General features: G+C 67.6%; 17 protein-coding genes. 6 read left to right on the plus strand and 11 right to left on the minus strand.

The window, feature by feature from the left end:
• Positions 1 to 18: 18 nt before the first annotated feature.
• The 5 genes from DBO33_RS10015 to DBO33_RS10035 all read right to left on the minus strand — a co-directional run bounded on the left by DBO33_RS10015 (position 19) and on the right by DBO33_RS10035 (position 3,102).
• Positions 19 to 543, minus strand: a complete 525-nt coding sequence (locus DBO33_RS10015; protein ID WP_107654781.1) for a PPE domain-containing protein — start codon at positions 541 to 543, stop codon at positions 19 to 21.
• A complete protein-coding gene (locus tag DBO33_RS10020; protein ID WP_159080189.1) occupies positions 540 to 929 on the minus strand; it encodes a hypothetical protein in 390 nt (129 codons plus the stop codon). Before DBO33_RS10020 ends, DBO33_RS10015 begins: the two co-directional genes overlap by 4 nt.
• A 13-nt stretch (positions 930 to 942) precedes the next feature.
• The gene (locus DBO33_RS10025; protein WP_159080190.1) at positions 943 to 1,533 is read right to left on the minus strand and encodes a DUF3558 domain-containing protein; all 591 of its coding nucleotides are present in this window, start codon (positions 1,531 to 1,533) and stop codon (positions 943 to 945) included.
• A gap of 184 nt (positions 1,534 to 1,717) precedes the next feature.
• Positions 1,718 to 2,533 carry a hypothetical protein gene (locus DBO33_RS10030; RefSeq protein WP_107654784.1) on the minus strand — a complete coding sequence of 272 codons (816 nt, stop codon included), beginning with the start codon at positions 2,531 to 2,533 and terminating at the stop codon, positions 1,718 to 1,720.
• Positions 2,534 to 2,724: 191 nt separating this feature from the next.
• A complete protein-coding gene (locus DBO33_RS10035) occupies positions 2,725 to 3,102 on the minus strand; it encodes a nuclear transport factor 2 family protein (RefSeq protein ID WP_107654785.1) in 378 nt (125 codons plus the stop codon).
• Between the two features lie 540 nt (positions 3,103 to 3,642).
• Here DBO33_RS10035 and mihF point away from each other — a divergent pair.
• Complete coding sequence (gene mihF, locus DBO33_RS10040) at positions 3,643 to 3,957, plus strand: integration host factor, actinobacterial type (protein ID WP_029895202.1); 315 nt, start codon at positions 3,643 to 3,645, stop codon at positions 3,955 to 3,957.
• A gap of 176 nt (positions 3,958 to 4,133) precedes the next feature.
• On the opposite strand, the gene DBO33_RS10045 is transcribed toward mihF, so the two are convergent.
• From DBO33_RS10045 to DBO33_RS10055, 3 genes are all read right to left on the minus strand, one after another.
• Positions 4,134 to 4,664, minus strand: a complete 531-nt coding sequence (locus DBO33_RS10045) for a hypothetical protein (RefSeq protein WP_107654786.1) — start codon at positions 4,662 to 4,664, stop codon at positions 4,134 to 4,136.
• 80 nt (positions 4,665 to 4,744) lie between these two features.
• Positions 4,745 to 5,584 carry a formate dehydrogenase accessory sulfurtransferase FdhD gene (fdhD, locus tag DBO33_RS10050; RefSeq protein WP_107654787.1) on the minus strand — a complete coding sequence of 280 codons (840 nt, stop codon included), beginning with the start codon at positions 5,582 to 5,584 and terminating at the stop codon, positions 4,745 to 4,747.
• Positions 5,577 to 7,874, minus strand: coding sequence for an FdhF/YdeP family oxidoreductase (locus DBO33_RS10055; RefSeq protein ID WP_107654788.1), 2,298 nt, complete (start codon positions 7,872 to 7,874; stop codon positions 5,577 to 5,579). The genes fdhD and DBO33_RS10055 overlap by 8 nt, the downstream gene beginning before the upstream one ends.
• Positions 7,875 to 8,726: 852 nt before the next feature.
• On the opposite strand from DBO33_RS10055, the gene DBO33_RS42660 reads away from it, so the two are divergent.
• The 3 genes from DBO33_RS42660 to DBO33_RS43915 are packed head-to-tail and all read left to right on the plus strand — an operon-like array spanning position 8,727 to position 12,663.
• Entirely contained in the window at positions 8,727 to 9,371 is a 645-nt protein-coding gene (locus DBO33_RS42660) for a hypothetical protein (RefSeq protein ID WP_159080191.1), read from the plus strand.
• The gene (locus DBO33_RS10065; RefSeq protein WP_107654790.1) at positions 9,368 to 10,207 is read left to right on the plus strand and encodes a hypothetical protein; all 840 of its coding nucleotides are present in this window, start codon (positions 9,368 to 9,370) and stop codon (positions 10,205 to 10,207) included. Before DBO33_RS42660 ends, DBO33_RS10065 begins: the two co-directional genes overlap by 4 nt.
• Positions 10,204 to 12,663: a serine/threonine-protein kinase gene (locus DBO33_RS43915; protein WP_234390763.1), complete on the plus strand. Its 2,460-nt coding sequence runs from the start codon at positions 10,204 to 10,206 to the stop codon at positions 12,661 to 12,663. Before DBO33_RS10065 ends, DBO33_RS43915 begins: the two co-directional genes overlap by 4 nt.
• Before the next feature lie 71 nt (positions 12,664 to 12,734).
• Here the strand turns inward: DBO33_RS43915 and DBO33_RS10075 are convergent, their stop codons facing one another.
• The 3 genes from DBO33_RS10075 to DBO33_RS10085 all read right to left on the minus strand — a co-directional run bounded on the left by DBO33_RS10075 (position 12,735) and on the right by DBO33_RS10085 (position 16,729).
• Positions 12,735 to 14,069, minus strand: coding sequence for an FHA domain-containing protein (locus DBO33_RS10075; RefSeq protein ID WP_107654791.1), 1,335 nt, complete (start codon positions 14,067 to 14,069; stop codon positions 12,735 to 12,737).
• Positions 14,070 to 14,412: 343 nt separating this feature from the next.
• Positions 14,413 to 15,249: an SDR family oxidoreductase gene (locus DBO33_RS10080; protein ID WP_107660130.1), complete on the minus strand. Its 837-nt coding sequence runs from the start codon at positions 15,247 to 15,249 to the stop codon at positions 14,413 to 14,415.
• A gap of 64 nt (positions 15,250 to 15,313) precedes the next feature.
• Entirely contained in the window at positions 15,314 to 16,729 is a 1,416-nt protein-coding gene (locus tag DBO33_RS10085) for an MFS transporter (protein WP_199856572.1), read from the minus strand.
• A gap of 187 nt (positions 16,730 to 16,916) precedes the next feature.
• Here DBO33_RS10085 and DBO33_RS10090 point away from each other — a divergent pair, with 187 nt between their 5' ends.
• Both DBO33_RS10090 and DBO33_RS10095 read left to right on the plus strand, forming a co-directional pair.
• Positions 16,917 to 17,588: a TetR/AcrR family transcriptional regulator gene (locus DBO33_RS10090; protein WP_107654792.1), complete on the plus strand. Its 672-nt coding sequence runs from the start codon at positions 16,917 to 16,919 to the stop codon at positions 17,586 to 17,588.
• 106 nt (positions 17,589 to 17,694) lie between these two features.
• Positions 17,695 to 18,150: a GNAT family N-acetyltransferase gene (locus DBO33_RS10095; RefSeq protein ID WP_107660132.1), complete on the plus strand. Its 456-nt coding sequence runs from the start codon at positions 17,695 to 17,697 to the stop codon at positions 18,148 to 18,150.
• The last annotated feature ends 166 nt before the right edge of the window (positions 18,151 to 18,316 follow it).

The raw sequence follows: 18,316 nt of genomic DNA on the forward strand, positions 1-18,316 counted from the left end.
GGTTGTGGTCGTCGACCTTCAGCACGCCTTCGCTGGGCAGTGTCTTGCCGCGAGGTCGGGGCTGCTGTCGCTGGCGCGAGGCATAAGCGCCTGCGTTTGATGGAGACCGGTGTAGAGCTCGTTGAGCTTCACCGAGATGAGTTCGGTTGCGAGGGTGAGCTGACGCGACTGGTCGACGTACCGGCTGACGGACTCCACAGCCTGGTTCGCAGCCTGCCCTCGCCATCCGTTGGCGACGGTGGCCTTGATGGAGTCACCGAATGCACTCGACTTCTCGCGGAACGACACGCTGATGTTCTGCCACATTTGCGAGGCTTCCCACGCCTGCCCGGGTTTCATCGCCTCGACCTTGCTGACGAGGTTCTGCAGCGTGCCGGTCTCGATCGCGAACAGGTCCTCGCCAGGGTTTGTGATCGACGGCGGATCGTAGCCCTGCTCGAGATCCTGAGCGAGTTTGCCGCGGTGCGAGTAGATGGCTGTGCGTTCGTCGTTCCACTGCTGTTGAGCCGCGATAATGCGGGCTCGGTAGTCGTCCTGACTCATGAGCCGCCCTCCCCAGGGACGTCGATTGCAGCGATCTTTTGGCCCGTGGCTTCGTCGACCGCATGGTAGTTCGCGATGGCCTTGGCGAAGACCTGGCGCATCAGTTGGACTTCCTCCATGTGCGTTTGGAGTGATCCTTCGATGGACGTCCCGCCACCGGCCGCTTTCAACGAGAACTTCTGCTCGAGGATCGGGCCTGACGGCATGGCGCCGAATCCAGTGACGTGGTCGACTTCTAGCCTCATGTCGCGGAGATCATCGAGTCCGTCAAGATAGGTCTGGCACTGCGTGTCGAGATTCTTGCCGACTTCAGGGTCGAGCGAGAGTTCCCCCGCATTAGCCAGATCCAACAGCTTCTGCCAATCCTGCGCGCCGTCGGTAGCCATGATCATCCCCTTCTCAAGGCAAGAACTTTGCGAAATCATTGGCGTGCCGCTGGGCCTCATCGCACGGCTCGCCGAGTTTGCCGACCGAAAGTCGTGTATTGACTAGGAAACTCACGGTGCCGGCCTTGCTGCCCTGCGGTATCTCGACAGCGACGCTACAAGTCAGTCGCTTGTCGTCCCCGACCTTCAGGAAACGCACCCCTTTGCGGCTTCCGACGGTTACCGGCGTAAACGCCTCGTAGTCGGGACGCTGCTGAAACTGTTCCAAAGGCACATCACCCGAGAGGACAGCAAGGGTGTACCAGCGGGCCGAAGATCGCCAACTGCAAGCTTTCCAGCCGGTCGGATCTACACCGGCGACGTCCTTGGTCCGAGTCTCCAGGCTGAGTCCGCTCGCCTGCAACGCCTCATCCGGTAACGCGATGCAAGGATCCCAGATCGCCGCATCCGCATCCTTCGAACCTGACGGCTTCGCAGTAGAACTCGCCGAACTCTGCCCACTACTAGTAGGCACCCCATCCGTCGACTTCTCACACCCCGCCAACACCAACCCAACCCCGACAACCAGCGCGATCCCCCGCAGCCTGTTCCCCCTGCTGGTCATCCGTTCCCCTAACCGCCGGTGCCTGAAGTCCATCCGAGGTGGATGCGTCCCGGTGCCCACCCCCGTTACCTGCGCAAACCGTACCGTCGACCCTGCGCGACCCGCAACAACACGTGCCCATTCGAGGTCGGTCGGTACGTCACACAGCGACCAGGCGGTACCCCTACCGCCGTCTATCTGACGATTACCCGCGCGTCGCGCCGAGCAGCGTGCTGTCGTGCATCGGCCGCGGCCGATCGGGATTCTCGCGGATGTGTTCGGTGGCGCGGGTGATCGCTTGGCTGTATCGCGCACTCGCCGCATTGTGCGTCAGCAGCGCGACACCGATCATCATGGGTGCGACCGCGTGCACGCCGGCGTCGAACCACCGTGCGTCCTTGACATGCGGGTAGGTGTTCAGCCCGACAGTCAGTGCGAGCAGCACGATTTCGGCGGAGACGACCTGGCGGCGGCTGTTCAGCACGCCCCATTCGGAGAGTTTGGTGGTGCCGATCATGATGATGACCAGGCAGACGCTGATCATCGCCTCGACCAGGTAGCTGAACCAGTACAGCGGGTCGGTGATGCCGTCGGGTGCGATGTTGTGCTGCACGTTGACCGCCGACCACAGCATGCCCGCGATCACCACGCCGGCGAGCGCGCGCAGCGACCAGGCGCGATGCCGGTAGAGCGAGGCGAGCTGGGCGTGCGGGCTGGATTCGCGACGCTGGGCGGCGATGGCTTTGCGCGCCATCAGCAGGTCGCGGATGTCGGCCTTTTCGATGGCTTCTTTGGTCTGCCTGGCGCGGTCGGCGGCGGCGGAGACAGCTTCGGCGTACTTCCAGCGCTGCCCGCGATCCTGGGTGCGGATGCGTTCGGCCAGTTCACGCTCGGCCTCCAGCTCGTCCTCGGCCAGGGCCTCGGTGAGCGCGGGATCGAACTGGTAGGCCAGCCGGCCGCGGGCCCGCTCGACCCGCCTGGCCAACTGCGCGACATCGTCGAAGGGGTGTTCCTCGGGCATGCGGCTCCAAAAGTGGAAGGGCGGAACGGAACTCGACAAATCGGGAGATGCCGGGCTGCCCGATCACCGGGAGCTGGGTAGTAGCTCGCTGCGAGGGTAGCGGACAGGAGGCATCGACACCTACTCTTCATAGTCGATTCCGCGCGCCGAGGACACGCTGAAGCGCTATCTGCGCCGAAAAACCCGGCGAGTCACTCGGGTTCGATCGCCATGTCTTCCTGACTCCAGAAGGCGCGCATGCGCACGATCTTGCCTTCGTCGTCGAATTCCATCACGTCGATGGGCGAGAGGGTGAAGCGCTGACCGCCGACGCGGGTGACGACGGTGAACATGAACGCCGCCTCGTTGCCCGCGATGCGGATGGTCTCGGGCCGCAGTTCGGTCTCCCGGTCGAGGGCGGCGAGCACGTCGTAGAACTCGCGGATGGCGGCGTGCCCGTGCCGGACCGGGGTGCCGACGGGATCCTCGACGGTCGCGTCGGCGGCGTAGAGCTCGACGACGGCCTCGGTCGGACCGGAGCCGACCAGTTTCACGTACTGCTCGACCACGTCGCGGATCTGCTTGGCCATCGGAACTCCTGCCGAATTGGAACCTGTTCTAGTTCGGCAGCGTAGCAGCACAGCGGCGGGGGCGGTCAAGGATCGGTTCCGCGCTCTCGTTGCGCTGTCCACGGCGATCGATGTGGCTCGGGCCGTGGGGAATCCCCCCGAAAGTTACCTGCCCCCGTTTCCGCTGTGCTGTTGTCAGCATCCTCGCAATGGGACACGGTGACGATCGGGCAACCCCGCTCGCGCCCGGTGCCGGGGATCGTCTTTGATCCCCCGTGGCTCGCCGTTGAACCTTTATCCCGCGCTGATGCTTTCGTTAATTCTGTCGCTCTGACCGGGCACGGCGTTACCGACTGGGCGCATTCGGTCCGGTCAGCGGACCGTGGGCGGTTTTCGTCCTTTTTGCCCGCTGATTACTGCGTTCAACGGCGCGGAGCCAGGAAACTCATCGCTAACTCCGCCGAACCGATCCCGGTGTGTCGGCCTTGCACTGCCGGTGAAGTGCTGTTTACTCGGTCCGGTCAACCAGATGTTCGAGTGACGAGTGGAAGCGGAGGAGACATGGCACTGCCTACCATGACCGCGGAGCAGCGCACTGAAGCGTTGGCCAAAGCGGCAGCGGTCCGCAAGGCGCGCTCCGAACTGATCGGCAAGGTGAAGGCGGGCAAGGTTTCGGTCGCCGACCTGCTGAAGAAGGCCGACTCTGATGAGCTGGTCAAGAAGACGAAGGTCGCCGCGGTGATCAAGGCTCTGCCCGGCGTCGGACCGGTGAAGGCTGCCAAGCTGATGGATCAGGCGGAGATCCCGGAGGATCGTCGGATCGGCGGGCTCGGCGCACGTCAGCGTGCGGCGCTGCTCGATGCACTGAAGGACTGAACAGCAACAGTTCGCGGTTGATCTAACCGGGGAACGAATACTCACGTCGGTGGCGCGGCTCTGCCTCGCGAAGGACCGCCTGCTCGCGGTCCGGACGGCGTAGCTCAGCCCCCAGCCGCACAGACAATGCAAACGCCCCACAGCGCCTAGCCGGGTTGTGGGGCGTTGTCGTCGGTTCAGCGGCGGCGACGCGGGAAGCGCACGTGCACCGGCGCGGGATCGGTCATCGGGATATCGCCGCGTGGCGGTAAGAGCAGGCAGGCGAGGCCGAGGGCGATCAAGAGCGCGGCGGCGAGCAGGCTGAGGGTCAGACTGACCCCGCCCATGCCCTCGGGCCGGTGGAAGGCGTGATAAACGAAGTGCGGCAGGCTGAAGGTGAGCCAGCCGATGCCAGCCAGGCGGGCCGCCGCGGTGCTGTTGAGGACCAGCGCGCCGATGGTCACCGCGGTGAGTGCCAGGAAGAACGCGCCGACGTCGGCGGCCAGATGATGGTTGAACGGGCCGTCGGGGGAGATCCACTGCATGCCGAAGCCGGGAAAGCTGGTGTACCAGGAGTGCGGCGCGAAGGTCGCCCACAGGCCGATGACGGCTCCCTGCACGGCGAGGACCGCCAAGACGATCCGGGTGGCCAGCAGGCGGCGGCGGTGCTGTTCGAACCGCATCCGGACGCGCAGGCCCTCCTGGGTACCTTCCACCGAGAACCGCATCGGTCTCTCCGTTCCCGCCCGAACTGCTCCGACTACGTGCTGTCACGGTAAAGCGGACATCCGGTCCGGGCAAGAGCTGATCAGGCCAGCCGCGGTTTCCTGTTCGGTGAGGCGGTGATCCGGCCGCCGTGGGTGTAGACGTTCATCGTCTCGCCACGTAGGAAACCGGCCAGTGTCAGTCCCGCCTCCGCGGCGAGGTCGACGGCCAGTGAACTGGGGGCGGAGACGGCGCCGAGCATCCCGATGCCCGCCATCACCGCCTTCTGCACCAGCTCGAAGGAGGCGCGACCACTGACGATGAGCACCAGATCCCGTGCGGGTACGCGGTTTTGGCGTAGCGCCCAGCCGATCACCTTGTCCACGGCGTTGTGCCTGCCGATGTCCTCGCGTACCGCGAGCGCGGTGCCGTCCGGCGCGAACAGCCCGGCCGCGTGCAGACCGCCGGTCGCCTCGAACAGGGATTGGTTGCTGCGCAGGGTATCCGGCATCCCCGCGAGCACCTGGGTGTCCACCACCGGTCCGCCTTCGGCGATCGGATACCTCGACAGCGTGCGGACCTCGTCGAGCGCGGTCTTGCCGCACAGCCCACACGCACCGGTGGACAGGAAACTGCGGGTACGCACCGGGACCGCGGTGCGCAGGGTGAGGTCGAGGACGTTGTAGGTTTGGCGGCCGTCGTCGTCGGTGCCCGTGCAGTAGCGGGCCGCCGTGATCTCCTCGGCGACGCCGATCATGCCCTCGCTCAACAGGAATCCGTGCACCAGGTCGACATCGTTACCGGGGGTGCGCATGGTGACGGCCAGGGATTGGCCGCCGATCCGGATCTCCAGCGGCTCTTCCACGGCGAGCGTGTCGGGGCGCTGGATCTCACCCGACGGGGAGATCCGGCGCGTTCTGCGGCGGGCGGTGACTCTACTCATCAGTGGTCCGCTCGAGTCTGATGGTGACCGACTTGGACACCGGGGTGTTCGACCGTGCCGCGACATGGTCAAGGGGGACAAGGGGATTCGTCTCGGGATAGTAGGCCGCGGCATTACCGCGCGGGGTCGGGTACGCGACGAGCCGGAAACCCTTGACGCTGCGCTCGGTACCGTCGGTCCACTCCGAAATGACATCGACCAGTTCGTCTTCCGCGAAACCGAGCGCGGTGATGTCCTCGGGGTGCACCAGCACCACCTTGCGACCGCCGTGCACGCCGCGATAGCGGTCGTCGAGGCCGTAGATGGTGGTGTTGTACTGGTCGTGGCTGCGCAGCGTCTGCAGGATCAGCCTGCCCTCGGGGACCGGCGTCCAGCTGAGCTCGTTCACCGCGAAGTTGGCTTTGCCGGTGCTGGTGCGGAATTCGCGGTTGTCCCGGGGCGGGTGCGGTAGCACGAAGCCGTTGCGGGCGCGGACCCGCGTGTTGTAGTCGGCACAGCCGGGCACGACCCGGGAGATCGCGTCGCGGATGGTGTCGTAGTCGCGCCGGAACTTTGCCCACGGGACCGGATGGTCCGCGCCGAACAGGGTCAGCGCGAGATCGCAGACGATGGCGACCTCGCTGCGCAGGTGCTTGCTCACCGGCGTGAGCCGCCCGGTCGACAAGTGCACCATCGACATCGAATCCTCCACCGACACCTGCTGTTTGCGGCCGTCGCGCAGATCCTGATCGGTGCGGCCGAGGGTGGGCAGGATCAGCGCGGTCTTGCCGTGCACGACATGACTACGATTCAGTTTGGTGGAAATCTGCACGGTCAGTGCGCAATTGCGCAACGCGGCCTCGGTCACCGCGGTGTCCGGCGTGGCCGAGACGAAGTTGCCACCCATCCCGACGAACACCGACGCACGCCCGTCCCGCATGGCGCGGATGGCGTCGACCGTGTCGAGGCCGTGCTTACGCGGACTGGTGATGCCGAATTCCTGATCCAGGGCGTCGAGGAACGCGTCCGGCATCTTCTCCCAGATGCCCATGGTGCGGTCGCCCTGCACATTCGAATGCCCGCGCACCGGGCAGACACCCGCGCCCGGCTTGCCGATCATCCCGCGCAGCAGCAGCAGGTTCGTCGCCTCCTCGATGGTGGCGACGCCGTGCGCCTGCTGGGTGAGGCCCATGGCCCAGCAGATGATGATGCTCTTCGCCTCGGCCATTTGTTGTGCGGTGCGGTCCAATTCGGCCTGGGTCAGGCCCGTCGCCGCCAGCACGGTGTCGAAATCGACCGCGCGAACCTGCTTTTCGTACTCGGCGAAGCCGGCGCAATGCTCGTCGACGAACTCCCGGTCCACCACCGTGCCCGGCGCGCGGTCCTCGGCCTCGAACAACAGCCGGCCGAGGGCCTGGAACAACGCCATGTCGCCGCCGAGGCGGATCTGCAGGAAGTGGTCGGCGATGGAGACACCGGTGGTGAAACCCTTGACCGTCTGCGGGTCGCGGAAGCCGAGCAGCCCGGTCTCCGGCAGCGGGTTGATCGCAATGATCTTCGCGCCTTCGGTTTTGGCGTTCGCCAGCGCGCTGAGCATGCGTGGATGATTGGTGCCCGGGTTCTGGCCCGCGACGATGATCAGATCCGCGGCGGCGAAGTCGTCGATCGAGACCGAGCCCTTGCCGATGCCGATCGAGCTGGTCAGCGCGGCGCCCGAGGACTCATGGCACATGTTCGAGCAGTCCGGCAGATTGTTGGTGCCGAAACTACGGACCAGCAGCTGATAGAGGAACGCGGTTTCGTTGCTGGTGCGGCCGGAGGTGTAGAAGACCGCCTCATCCGGAGAAGCCAAGGCGCCCAAGTGATCCGCGACGATGCGATAGGCGTCGTCCCAGGCGATGCGGGAATAGTGGGTGTCGCCGGGGCGCAGCACCATCGGATGCGTCAGCCTGCCCTGCTGGCCGAGCCAGTACCCCGACTTGTCCGCCAGCTCGTCGATCGAGTGCGCCGCGAAGAACTCCGGCGTGACCGTGCGCAGCGTCGCCTCCTCGGCGACCGCCTTCGCGCCGTTCTCACAGAACTCGGCCGGGCGGCGATGACCGGTCGGCTCCGGCCAGGCACAGCCGGGGCAGTCGAAACCGTGCACCTGATTGACCCGCGCGAGGGTGCGAGCGGTGCGAATCACGCCCATCTCGCCGACCGCACGCTGCAACGACACCGCGACCGCGGTGACACCCGCAGCCTGCTCTTTCGGCGCGGTCACGCTCAGGGCGGACTCGTCGATGTCCTCGGTCGGACCGTTACGGTGCATAGTTCGTATTGTCCTCTTCGCGGTGTCTGAGTCGGGCAGGGGACCAGCTACTTCGATGGTATGCACTCGCGGCGATGCGGGTGCGGAACACGCTGGTTGCCCGCGCTGACCATAACGGGCGTGCGGAGCCGCGTGCGTCCCCAGATCTTGAACGTACGCACGCCGTTAATCTCCGAGGTCGGCTCGTCGGAGTTGGCTCCGCGTTGGCGCACACGGCCTTACGATGCTAGGGATCGCACGCACGATGGGCGCGGTCGTACAGAGTCCGTCAGCGCACCGGGCAGGGTCGGCGCGCGGGCGGCGGTATGCCTAGCGAGAGCATGGCCGATGGGGACGCTGGCACCAGGTGCTTCGCGTGCCGGCGCAGCGCGTCGGCAGGTGGCACAGCGGCGCGCGGGTCGGGTGCTGCTGGGGGCCATCCTGTGTGCGGGTGTGCTGGCCGGGGCTCCGGGGGCGCCTGCGGTCGGGGATTCGAAGTCGGTAGCGGTGGTCGGGGACGCGCATCGGCTGTCACCGATATCGGGACCGTGGGACGGCTCTGCCGGGCGTTACGCGCTTGCGCTGCTGGATAGCGGGGTAGACGAGCGCGTCGAGACGGGTGATCGGCCGCCGGCGGTGGTTCCGGTGCGGCAGCCGTCGAGCCCGCTACCGCCGCCGCCGGATGATGGCGGTGGGACCCGGGACGGGACGGGTGCGCCCGCTCGGCGGCCGGATGGCAGCGGTGGCCGGGACGCACCGCCACCGCAGGATGGCAGTGGGACCCATGACGGGCCCGTTTCACCCGGCCGAGCGGTGCCGCCGCCTCGGCCGCCCGATCCGTGCGATGGGTCCGATGGGCCGACCTGTGCGCCGGTGCCGCCGTCGAGTAGGCCGAGGCCGCCGGATATTACGACGCCGCCGACCACGCCACCGGAGGTCACCACGCCGCCGATCACACCGCCGGAGGTGGTGATTCCGCCGCTGCCCGAGGTTCTGCTTCCGCCGCCGCCCCCACCACCGCCGCCGCCTCCTGAAGTCGTCGAACCGCCGCCTACGCCGAACGTTGTTGCGCCACCGCGGAATCCGGTGCGCACTCCGGCGGTTGTGCCGCCCGCGCCCGAGCCGTTGCCGCTGCCGCCTCCTCAATTACCGCCTGCCGCAATGGGTCTCACGCCGTCATCGGTCGGCCCCGGGGTTGGTGTCACGGCCAGTGGTCACGGCTGTCAGCCGGGGGTACCGGTCGATGTCGCGATCGGCGATGTCGCCGTAGGTAAGACCGTGGCCGGGGTGGACGGTGCCTTCGAGGTGCCGTTGGCCACCGGTGCGATGGACGTCGGCAGGCATCAGGTGACAGCGAAGTGCGGACGCACCCTGGCGGCGCCGCTGGATGTGGTGCTGGTCGGCAGCGTCGGGTCGGGGACGTCGACGCTGACCGTGATCCTGTTCTTCCTGGTGCTCGGCGGGTGGTACTACGGCCATCGCCTCGTATCGCATCTACCCGCGCGGAGGGGCGAATGAGCGGTGGTTTCCAAGGCATTCGGGCTGTTGTCTGGCCGGTGCTGTTACTGGTTGCGCTGCTGTGGCCGGCGGCGCAGGCGGGTGCGAAGCCCGACGGGGTGGACATGTCCGCGAATTTCGATAGACGCGATATCGCGGGGACGTCGGTGGAGAAGCCGTTGCGGCTCGAGCCGGACAGCACGATCCGGGTCGCGATCGAGTTGACGAACAATACGAGTGCGCCGCTGGAGATCCGGCACGTCGACCTCGCGGGGCGGGTGCTCGGGTTGAGCTTCTTCTCGTACTCCACCGCCGTCGAATTGACCATTGCGCCAGGCAAATCCGAGTCGCTGCGGTATCGACTGGAGTTGCGTGGGCTGGCCGGGCAGGCGACCGGGCTGATCGGCGGTGAACTCGCGGTGTACGGCGCGAGTGGTATTGCGGTGGCCGAGATTCCCTTGGTCACCGATGTGCGCGGATCGTTGTGGTCGGTCTACGGGTTGTTCGGGATCGCGCTGGCTGTATTGACCGCGCTGGGCATCGCAGACGCCGCGTTGGCCATTGCCCGGCACCGGCTTTCGGCCAACCGCTGGCAGCGCGGGCTGCGGTTGCTCGCGCCGGGGCTCGGGATCGGGCTGGTGTTCGCGTTCACCGCGTCGGTGGCGAAGTGGTGGGTGCCGGATACCGGTTTGTGGCTGGCGTTCGCGGGAACGACGGCGGCCGTTGCTTTCCTGCCCGGCTACGCGTCGCCGACGCCGGAGCCGGACGAGGACGACGACGTGGATGCCGATGCTGATACCGACGAGATCGCCGACGCTCCCGCCTACCGGCTGCCTGCCGAAGGATCGGCGTCGTGACCGAACAGGACGAACTGGTGCGGGCTGCCTTGCCCGCCTACGACATCGGCGCCGAGCTCGGCCGGGGCGGGTGCGGGGTGGTGCTCGCGGGCACGCATCGCAGGCTGGGCAGGCCGGTCGCGATCAAGCAGATCCCGCCGCAGTTCGCGCACGACGAGCAGGTCCGCCGCCGGTTCGTCGCGGAGGCTCGGGTGCTCGCGGCGATCGACCATCCGCATGTGGTGCGGGTTTTCGACTATCTGGAGCACGGTGAGCTCTGCCTGCTGGTGATGGAGTATCTGCCGGGTGGCACGGTGGGCGAGCGATTCGCCACGGACGGTTACGATTCCGCGACCGCCGTCGCGATCGCACTGTCCTGCGCTGCGGGATTGGCCGCCGCACACCGGCATCGGGTGCTGCACCGTGATGTGAAGCCGGCGAATCTGATGTTCGCGGCGGGCGGGGCGGTCAAGCTCACCGACTTCGGTATCGCCAAGATCGTCGGCGGCGACGAGACATGGGTGACGAAGGCGGGCGACATCATCGGTACGCCGTCCTATATCGCGCCGGAGCAAGCACGGGGGCAACAACTTTCACCCGCCACGGATGTGTACGCGCTGGCGACGATGCTTTATCAGCTGCTGTCGGGGGTGCTGCCGTTTCCGCCGGGTGACGGTCCGCTGGCCATGTTGTTCGCGCATGCCTTCGATGAGCCGATCCCGCTGAGTGCGGTCGCTCCGAGCGTGCCGGAACCGATCGCCGCCGTGGTGATGCGTGGGTTGGCAACCGATCCCGCGGATCGGTTCGACACTGCGGAGTCCTTCGGGATCGCACTCGCACAGCCTGCCGCCTACTGCTGGGGTGAGGATTGGCTTACGCCCGTGGGGATTCCGGTGATCGGCGCGGACACTATCGTTGCCGCCGCAACCGGAAGTGGGCGGATGTCGAGTCGTGGAGCTGTTCGACACCGCCGCACACCGCCGGTCACCCCCGGACCACGACCGGGTGTCCCGCCATATCCAGCGGGCGGAACATCGCTGTCCCCCAGCGGAACTGCTGTGCCCGCTGGGGGAACTGCTGGATCACCCGGCTCGCCCTCTGGCGGACCTGGCGCGCTCTCTGGTGGAACCGGCTCATCCCCTGGCGGACCCGTTCCGCCGAATGCCTATCGGGCCCCACCGCCGTTTCGACCGGCGATGCCTGGTGGGCAGCAGGAGTCGAGCGTTCCATCGGGATCGGCCGCGCCTGGCACACCTTCGGAGCGACGTACGTCGTCGGCGTCGGACACGGAGTCCTTGTCGGCGGATCAGCCATTCGGTGCTGCCCCGCCGACCACGCCTTGGTTTCCTGGCGGGGCATCGAAATCAGCTGCGCCGTCCGAGGGATCTGGGATGCCGCCGCTGTTCGGGCCTGCGCTGGAGAGTGAGCCGCCGCGGTCGACGGCTGGGTCGGCGGGGACTGCTCCGCCAACCGTGCAGTGGTATCCGGCCGGATCGCGGCCCGAGACTGGTTCGCGGCCGCCGACTGGTCCGCGACCGGTGGGCGGTCATCCAGTGGGAGGCCGGCCTACAGGTGCGTTCCCTCCGGCTGGGGCTCGGCCACCGGTAGGGCCTGCGGCACAGGCGCAGGGTGCGATGCCGTTTCGTGGGCCGGTGACCCGGGTGCGGCCGTTGCAGCCGATGCCCGACAACGGTGCACGGCTGGCCGAGATCGATCGACGGGACCTGGTGCTCATCCAGGAGGTCGTCACCTTCAAATCGCCGTGGGTACCGTTCGCCATCGCCGCGGTCCTCGCGATTGCGGCGGTGGCGTTAGTGGTCTTGGGGTTTGGTCGTTCATCGATCGGTGGTGACTTGCCGCCGGGCGCGGTCACCCTCGGTGGAGTTGATCCGGCCACGACGCCCGTGGAGATCGATCTGACGAAGCCGATCCCGGTGCGCGTCAATGGGATCGACGCGGACGCCGCGTCGCTGAAGGTTACGGTGCTCGGGGTGCCGCTCCTGGGCGAAGTCGTGCCGTTCATACCGGGCGAACCAGGGGCCACGTTGCCCGCGCCGGTGAATCAGTACGTGATGGCGGGGCACCTCACCGGTGAGCTCGTTCTGCTGCGGAACAACAGCGAAATCGCCACCGAGCAAGTCGAATTGCATGTTGTCCAGCGCCCGGCAACCACCGTCACGGCCGCGACCGTCGTCCTGCTCGCCCTGTTCGCCCTCGCCTACCTCGAGTCGAACATGCGCCGGTTACGCAGGGGCCGCGGTGCATTCGCCAACAGTGCCGGCCTGGTGATCAGTGCCGCCCTGCTCGCCGTCGCCCTCGTCGGCGGTGCCTGGATCCTCCTCGGCCACCCACCGGCGTTAGCCACGACCGCAGGCTCCGCCACCCTAGCCGCCGCCGCAGGCCTGGCAGCATCGATCGGTGCACGTCGAATCGGCAAGCGCCGCCGCTATCTTCGTCGCGCCCGCCGTCAAAGGTGAGTCGGCTGCCGGGATGACCGTAATCGGCTGTTGAGGAACAAAGTTCGCGGCGGTTCACGCCAACGCGTGCGTCACTCGGATTCGCGGCGGTCGCCGTCCGCCTCTTCTGTTCTGCGGTAGGTGATCACGCGATCGCTGATGCGGACGCTCCAGCCGGGGCGGAGTTCGGTGGGGGAGGTGCCGATTCGGGTCCACTGGTCGGTGCCGGGTGGGGCGATGAAGGTGCCGGAGGTGGCGGTGGCGTCGCGGACGAAGACCTTGCCGCGGTCGACCGAGACGTAGGCGTGCACGCGGGAGACGTGGCGGTCGCGTTGGATCACGATGGGCGCGGCGGTGGCGGAACGGACGGAGTCGTCGGCCTGTGGGCCCCTGCCGATGACGTAGGGGCGGTCCAGAGGATAGGCCGCGCCGTTCTCCAGGATCAGGTTGCCGACGGCGTGGTCCTGCTCGGCGGCCGGGCGGACGATGCGGGCCACGCGATCGGCCGAGGTCTTGTGCAGCGCAACGGGTTCCGGTCGCGGCCCGGGTTGATGGGTTTGCGACCAGGCGAGTGGCCGATCCGCCGCGGGACGGTTGCCGATCGGTGGCCGTGGCCGCATGCGTGGCCGCGCCGATTCCGACGGCTGGCTCGTGGTGGAGGTCGCGGCCCGGGTCGACGTGGGTGCGGGCGCCGACGGGGACTGAGCCGCGCCGGACCGGGTAGCCGAGGAGGCCCGGCCGGCCGGGGCTGCCCGGATGACCGACGACACGCTCGCCGCCGCCGCGGTATCGGAGGGCGAAACCGTGGCAGGCGACGCGTCGACCGCCGCATCGGCACCGGTGGGTTCGGGTGTCGCGGCGAATCCGGCGGCGGCGGTCGGCGGCGGCTCGGCTGCCGAGCCGCCGGCGGACGGGCGGGGTGCCGCAGCGCTCTTGGCCGCCTTGCCCGCACGCTTGAGCGCGACAGTCAGGACGAAACCACCACCGGGAACCACACCGGCGCGCAGGTCGGTGCGCGGCAACGCTTTCAGCGGTTTGCCGACGTCGGTGCCGACGGTGATCCGGCGCAGTGGTTCGCGCACGATCTCGTCCACCCAGGTGAACGCGCGCGACCCATCCAGCCGCCGGGTGCCCTCCGCACCGCTGATCTCGGCGTAGACCGGTCCGCGCAGCAGGATCAGGGTGCCGTCGTCGGTCGGGGCCACCACGCCGAACGGCGGCGTCTCGGACGTGCTGCCGAAAACCACGGCGGCCAGCCGTTGCGCGAGCGCCGCGCCGGGATGCGCCGCCTCCGCGACCGCCTCGATCGCGCCCAGGATCCGGTCCGTGGAGGCGGTTTCCCCAGCCAGATAGACGACGACGCCACCGAAGCGCGCGACAAGGCCGTCACCCTGCGCGATACCAACGGTGGATGATTTGCTGCGCATCCGCGCCCTCCTTCCCGGCGCATTACCGACATTCGAAGCCAGCATAGAGCGTGTGCGCCGGGTGGATCGGCGCGCCGAGGGGCTGCGGGGCTACGTCCTGGCACTTCGTCGCTACCGATCGGAAGGATTTGCAGACCGCTGAATCCGCCAGTGCCGCCACGATTGTGGTCGGTCGGTCGGCTACGGGAACGCCACAGGCAGTGGTGGTGTTCGTCCCGTTCGGTCAGGGGCGGAAGTGTGGCGACCGTCTCGCCCGACACTCGGTTCAAATGCCGGTCCGCCCGGCGCAAACGTTTCCGACAGCCGGATGTGTGGCTGTCGGAAACGGATCAATTGCACGAGTTCACCCGGTGAACACAGCGGCGTTCTCCTCGAGCCAGCTGGTGAAGCTGCGGGCCGGTCGTCCGGTGAGGGTGCTGACGTCGTCGGTGATCGGATTCGGCACACCGTCGCAGCGTTGCCAGTACGCGAGCAGACCGTCGGCGAAGTGGGCGGGAATGTGCTCCGCCATCTGCTCTTTCCACACTTCGGGAGTCACGTGGTCGATGGCGATGGTGCGGCCGATGACTTGACCGACGCGATCGAGCTGCTCGGTGAAGGTGAGGGTCTCGGGACCGGTCAGGTGGTACCGGCCGCCCGGCGAGTCCGGCTCGGTGAGCAGGGTGTACGCGGCCTCGGCGATATCGAGCTCGTGGATCGGATCGCCGTACGCGTTCGGGTACGGCAGGCTGATCGGTTGACCTGCCTTGATCGCCCAGGCCCAACCACGGGCATTGCCTGCGAAGGCCCCCGGGCGCAGCACGCTGACGGTCATCGGGGCGTCGGCGAGTCCGAGCTCGGCGTCCAGATGCGATTTCGCGACCGGGTTGGTCGCGGCATCGGGATCGAGCACCGAGGACGACGACAGCAGGACGATGTGCTCGACACCGGCTTCGGTTGCGGCGGTGACGAATTCGCTGATGGTTGTGCCCTCCGCGTACAGGAATACCGAGGTGACATCGGTGAGGGCAGCAGGAAAAGTGGTCGGATCGGCCAGGTCACAGGCGACAGTCGGCACGTCCGCGGGAACTCGGAGCTGCTCGGGGTGGGCGGATCCGACACGGACAGCGCGGCCGTCGGCGCGCAGCAGGTCGAGCAGGTTGGTGGCGACCGCGCCGCGGCCGCCGGTAACGAGAATCATGAGAAGTCCTTGGTGAGTGGTGAATTGGTGGGGCGCGCCGGTCTGCCACGGGCGGACCGGCACATCAGTGCTCGGCCGGTGCGTTGCGCGGCATCAGCAGAACCAATGCGCAACAGACGACGGTGCTGACGGCAACCAGCACCAGGCTGACGATCAATGCGTGCGCCTGCCCCGAGCCGACGGTGTGGAAGTACACCGTGGTGACGGCGGCCGCGCCGATGGCATTAGCGAGTTGTTGCACGGCAGTGAGAGACCCACTGGCACTGCCGGTTTCCGCCTGCTCGATATCACCGATGGTGACCTGGTAGACGGTGCCGAAGCAGGTGCCCATGCCGAGCCCGAGGATCAAGACGGGCACGGCGAGCGCCCACGGTCCGACGGTTGTTCCGGCGGTCAGTGCGAGCACGAGCAGCAGACCGATGCCGATCAGTGTGATGAGCAAGCCGATCGAGATGAGGTTGCGACCGAGCCGGGCGATGAACTGATGCGCCGCGATCGAGGCGAGCACGATTCCCACCGCCAGCGGCGCGAGACCGAGCGCGGCACCGGTCGGGCTGTAGCCGAGCCCGGTTTGCAGGAACAGCGACAGCACGTAGAGCAATCCGGACACCGCGGCGAAGAACACGAGTCCGAGCAGGAGTCCCGAGGTGAAGCCCCGGTTCTGGAACAGCGTCGGCCGGATCAGTGGCTCCGCGGCGGTCAGCTGACGCCGGATGAACAGGCCGAAGCCGGCCAGACTGCCGACGAGACAGCCAAGGGGCAGTACGGTCCAACCGGTGGCCGCGCCGTCGATGAGCCCGAACAGCGCACCGAACATGGCGGTACCGAGCAGTCCCGCGCCGAGCCCGTCGATGGTGACTGTGCGGTCGCCGGTGTCGGGCGGCAGCAGGCGGTAAGCGGCGGCGAACGCGGCACCGCCCAGCCCGATATTGATCAGGAACATGGCGCGCCAACCGAGGCCGAACAGGTCGGCGTCGATCAGCAAGCCGGCCACGATCGGCCCGCCCACCGCGGAAAGGCCCAGCGCCGGGCCGAAGACGCTGAACGCCTTGCCCAGTTGTGCACGCGGGAACACCGCGGTGAGGACGCCGAAGCCCTGCGGAATCAGCAGCGCGCCGAACGCGCCTTGCACCAGCCGGGCCGCGATGATCGAGACCGGATCGAAGGCCAGGCCGCAGGCGACCGAGGCGACGGTGAACCCGGCGAGCCCGATCAGGAACAGACGGCGTTTGCCGAAGCGGTCGCCGAGTCGGCCGCCGACGACGAGCAGCACGCCGAGGGCGAGGGCGTAGCTCGCGCCGAGCCACTGGATCAAGGCCTGGCCGCCGTGCAGGTCCGCGGCGATCGTCGGCGCGGCGATGTTGGTGATCGTCGCGTCGAGTAGGTCGAGGATGTCGGCAGCGAGGATGACGGCGAGTATTGCCCACATGCGGCTGTTGACCTGGGGATTTGCCGCTGTGGACTGGGTGGGGATGGACATGGACACCTCCTTCGAGGTGGAGGGCGGCGATCGAACTTAGATCGTTACGAACGTTGTTCGTTGAGAGTGACAGTACGAAACGAACGCTGTTCGTGTCAAACGGTGTTCGTCCCACGCGTATGCTCGACGCCATGAGCGAGCGCAGAAAGCGAGCAGGCGGTTCGGCACGGCCGAGCGAGGCGTGGTCATGAATCCAACACCTGTCAGCCGCCGAGCTCGCCCCGCGAAGGCTCCACTCAGCCGCGACGTGATCATCGAAACCGGCCTGCGCGTCCTCGATCAGGACGGCCAGGCCGCGCTGACCATGCGCCGCGTCGCCCAGGAACTCGACACCGGCGCGGCCTCGCTCTACGTCTACGTCGCCAACCGCGACGACCTGATGGCCGCCATGCTCGACCACGTGCTCGGCACGATCGAGGAACCGACCGGCGGCACCTGGCGCGAACGACTGTTCGCCCTGGTCGAGTCGGCGGTCACGGTGATGAGCAGGCACGAGGGATTGGCGCTCGTCGCACTCGGGGCGATCCCGACCGGGACGAACGCACTCGTGCTCGTCGACCGGATGCTGGCGCTGCTCGCCGAGGGCGGGGTGGACGAGCGCACCAACTCGTGGGCCGTCGACCTGCTGTTCCTGCACATCACCGCGGTCGCCGCCGAACAGAGCGCCTACAACACCAAAGGGATGCGCGCCGAGGCACACCTCGCCGAGGTCCGCGAGCGCTTCGCCGCGCTGCCGGCCGAGCGCTATCCGATGATCGTGGCCCTGGGAGACACCATGATGTCGGGCGAGGGGGACCAGCGTGCCCGATGGGCACTGCGGGTGCTGATCGAGGGCATTCTCGCCACGCCCGCCACCTGATCTCTATGATGCGAAGGTGTCCGTGATCCGACCGGCGACCGAGGACGACTTGCCAGTCCTGCAGGATATCGAGATCGCAGCGGGTAGACCGTTCGCGGAAATCGGTATGACAGCCGTGGCGGAGGATGAACCGCCGCCCTTAGAAACCTTGCGCGAATTCCAGCGCGCCGGACGCGCGTGGGTCTGGACCGACGACGGCGACCACCCGATCGGTTACCTGGTCCTCGGCGTCGTCGACCAGATGGCGCACATCGATCAGGTGTCGGTGCACCCCGACCACCGCGGCCGCCGGATCGGCAAGCAGCTCATCGACCACGCCGTGTTCTGGGCCAAAGACCATGGCATGCAGTCGATCACCCTCACCACCTTCGTCGACGTCGCCTGGAACGGCCCGTACTACGAGCGCCTCGGCTTCCGCTACCTGTCCGAAGAGGAGCAGACACCGGGTCTGCACGCCATCCGCGCCGCCGAAGCCGCCCACGGCCTCGACGGCTGGCCGCGGGCCACCATGTGCGCCGATATCGATTCGTGGACGTTCGACGGATCCGTCTCGGAAACCTGAGTGGCCGCCAGCGCCTAAGTGGCCGCCGCCAGCGCCTGAGTGGCAGTTGGAAGGATCGACCGCTGCGGTATCCGCCCAGCCACAGCCGCACCCGCTTCGGCGCCCGCACGCGTGTCAGAGCGGCGAGTCTCAGTGCGGGACCTCAGAAGGTGTGCGGCTGTGGCCG

This window comes from Nocardia suismassiliense (assembly GCF_900269665.1).
GTDB lineage: Bacteria > Actinomycetota > Actinomycetes > Mycobacteriales > Mycobacteriaceae > Nocardia > Nocardia suismassiliense.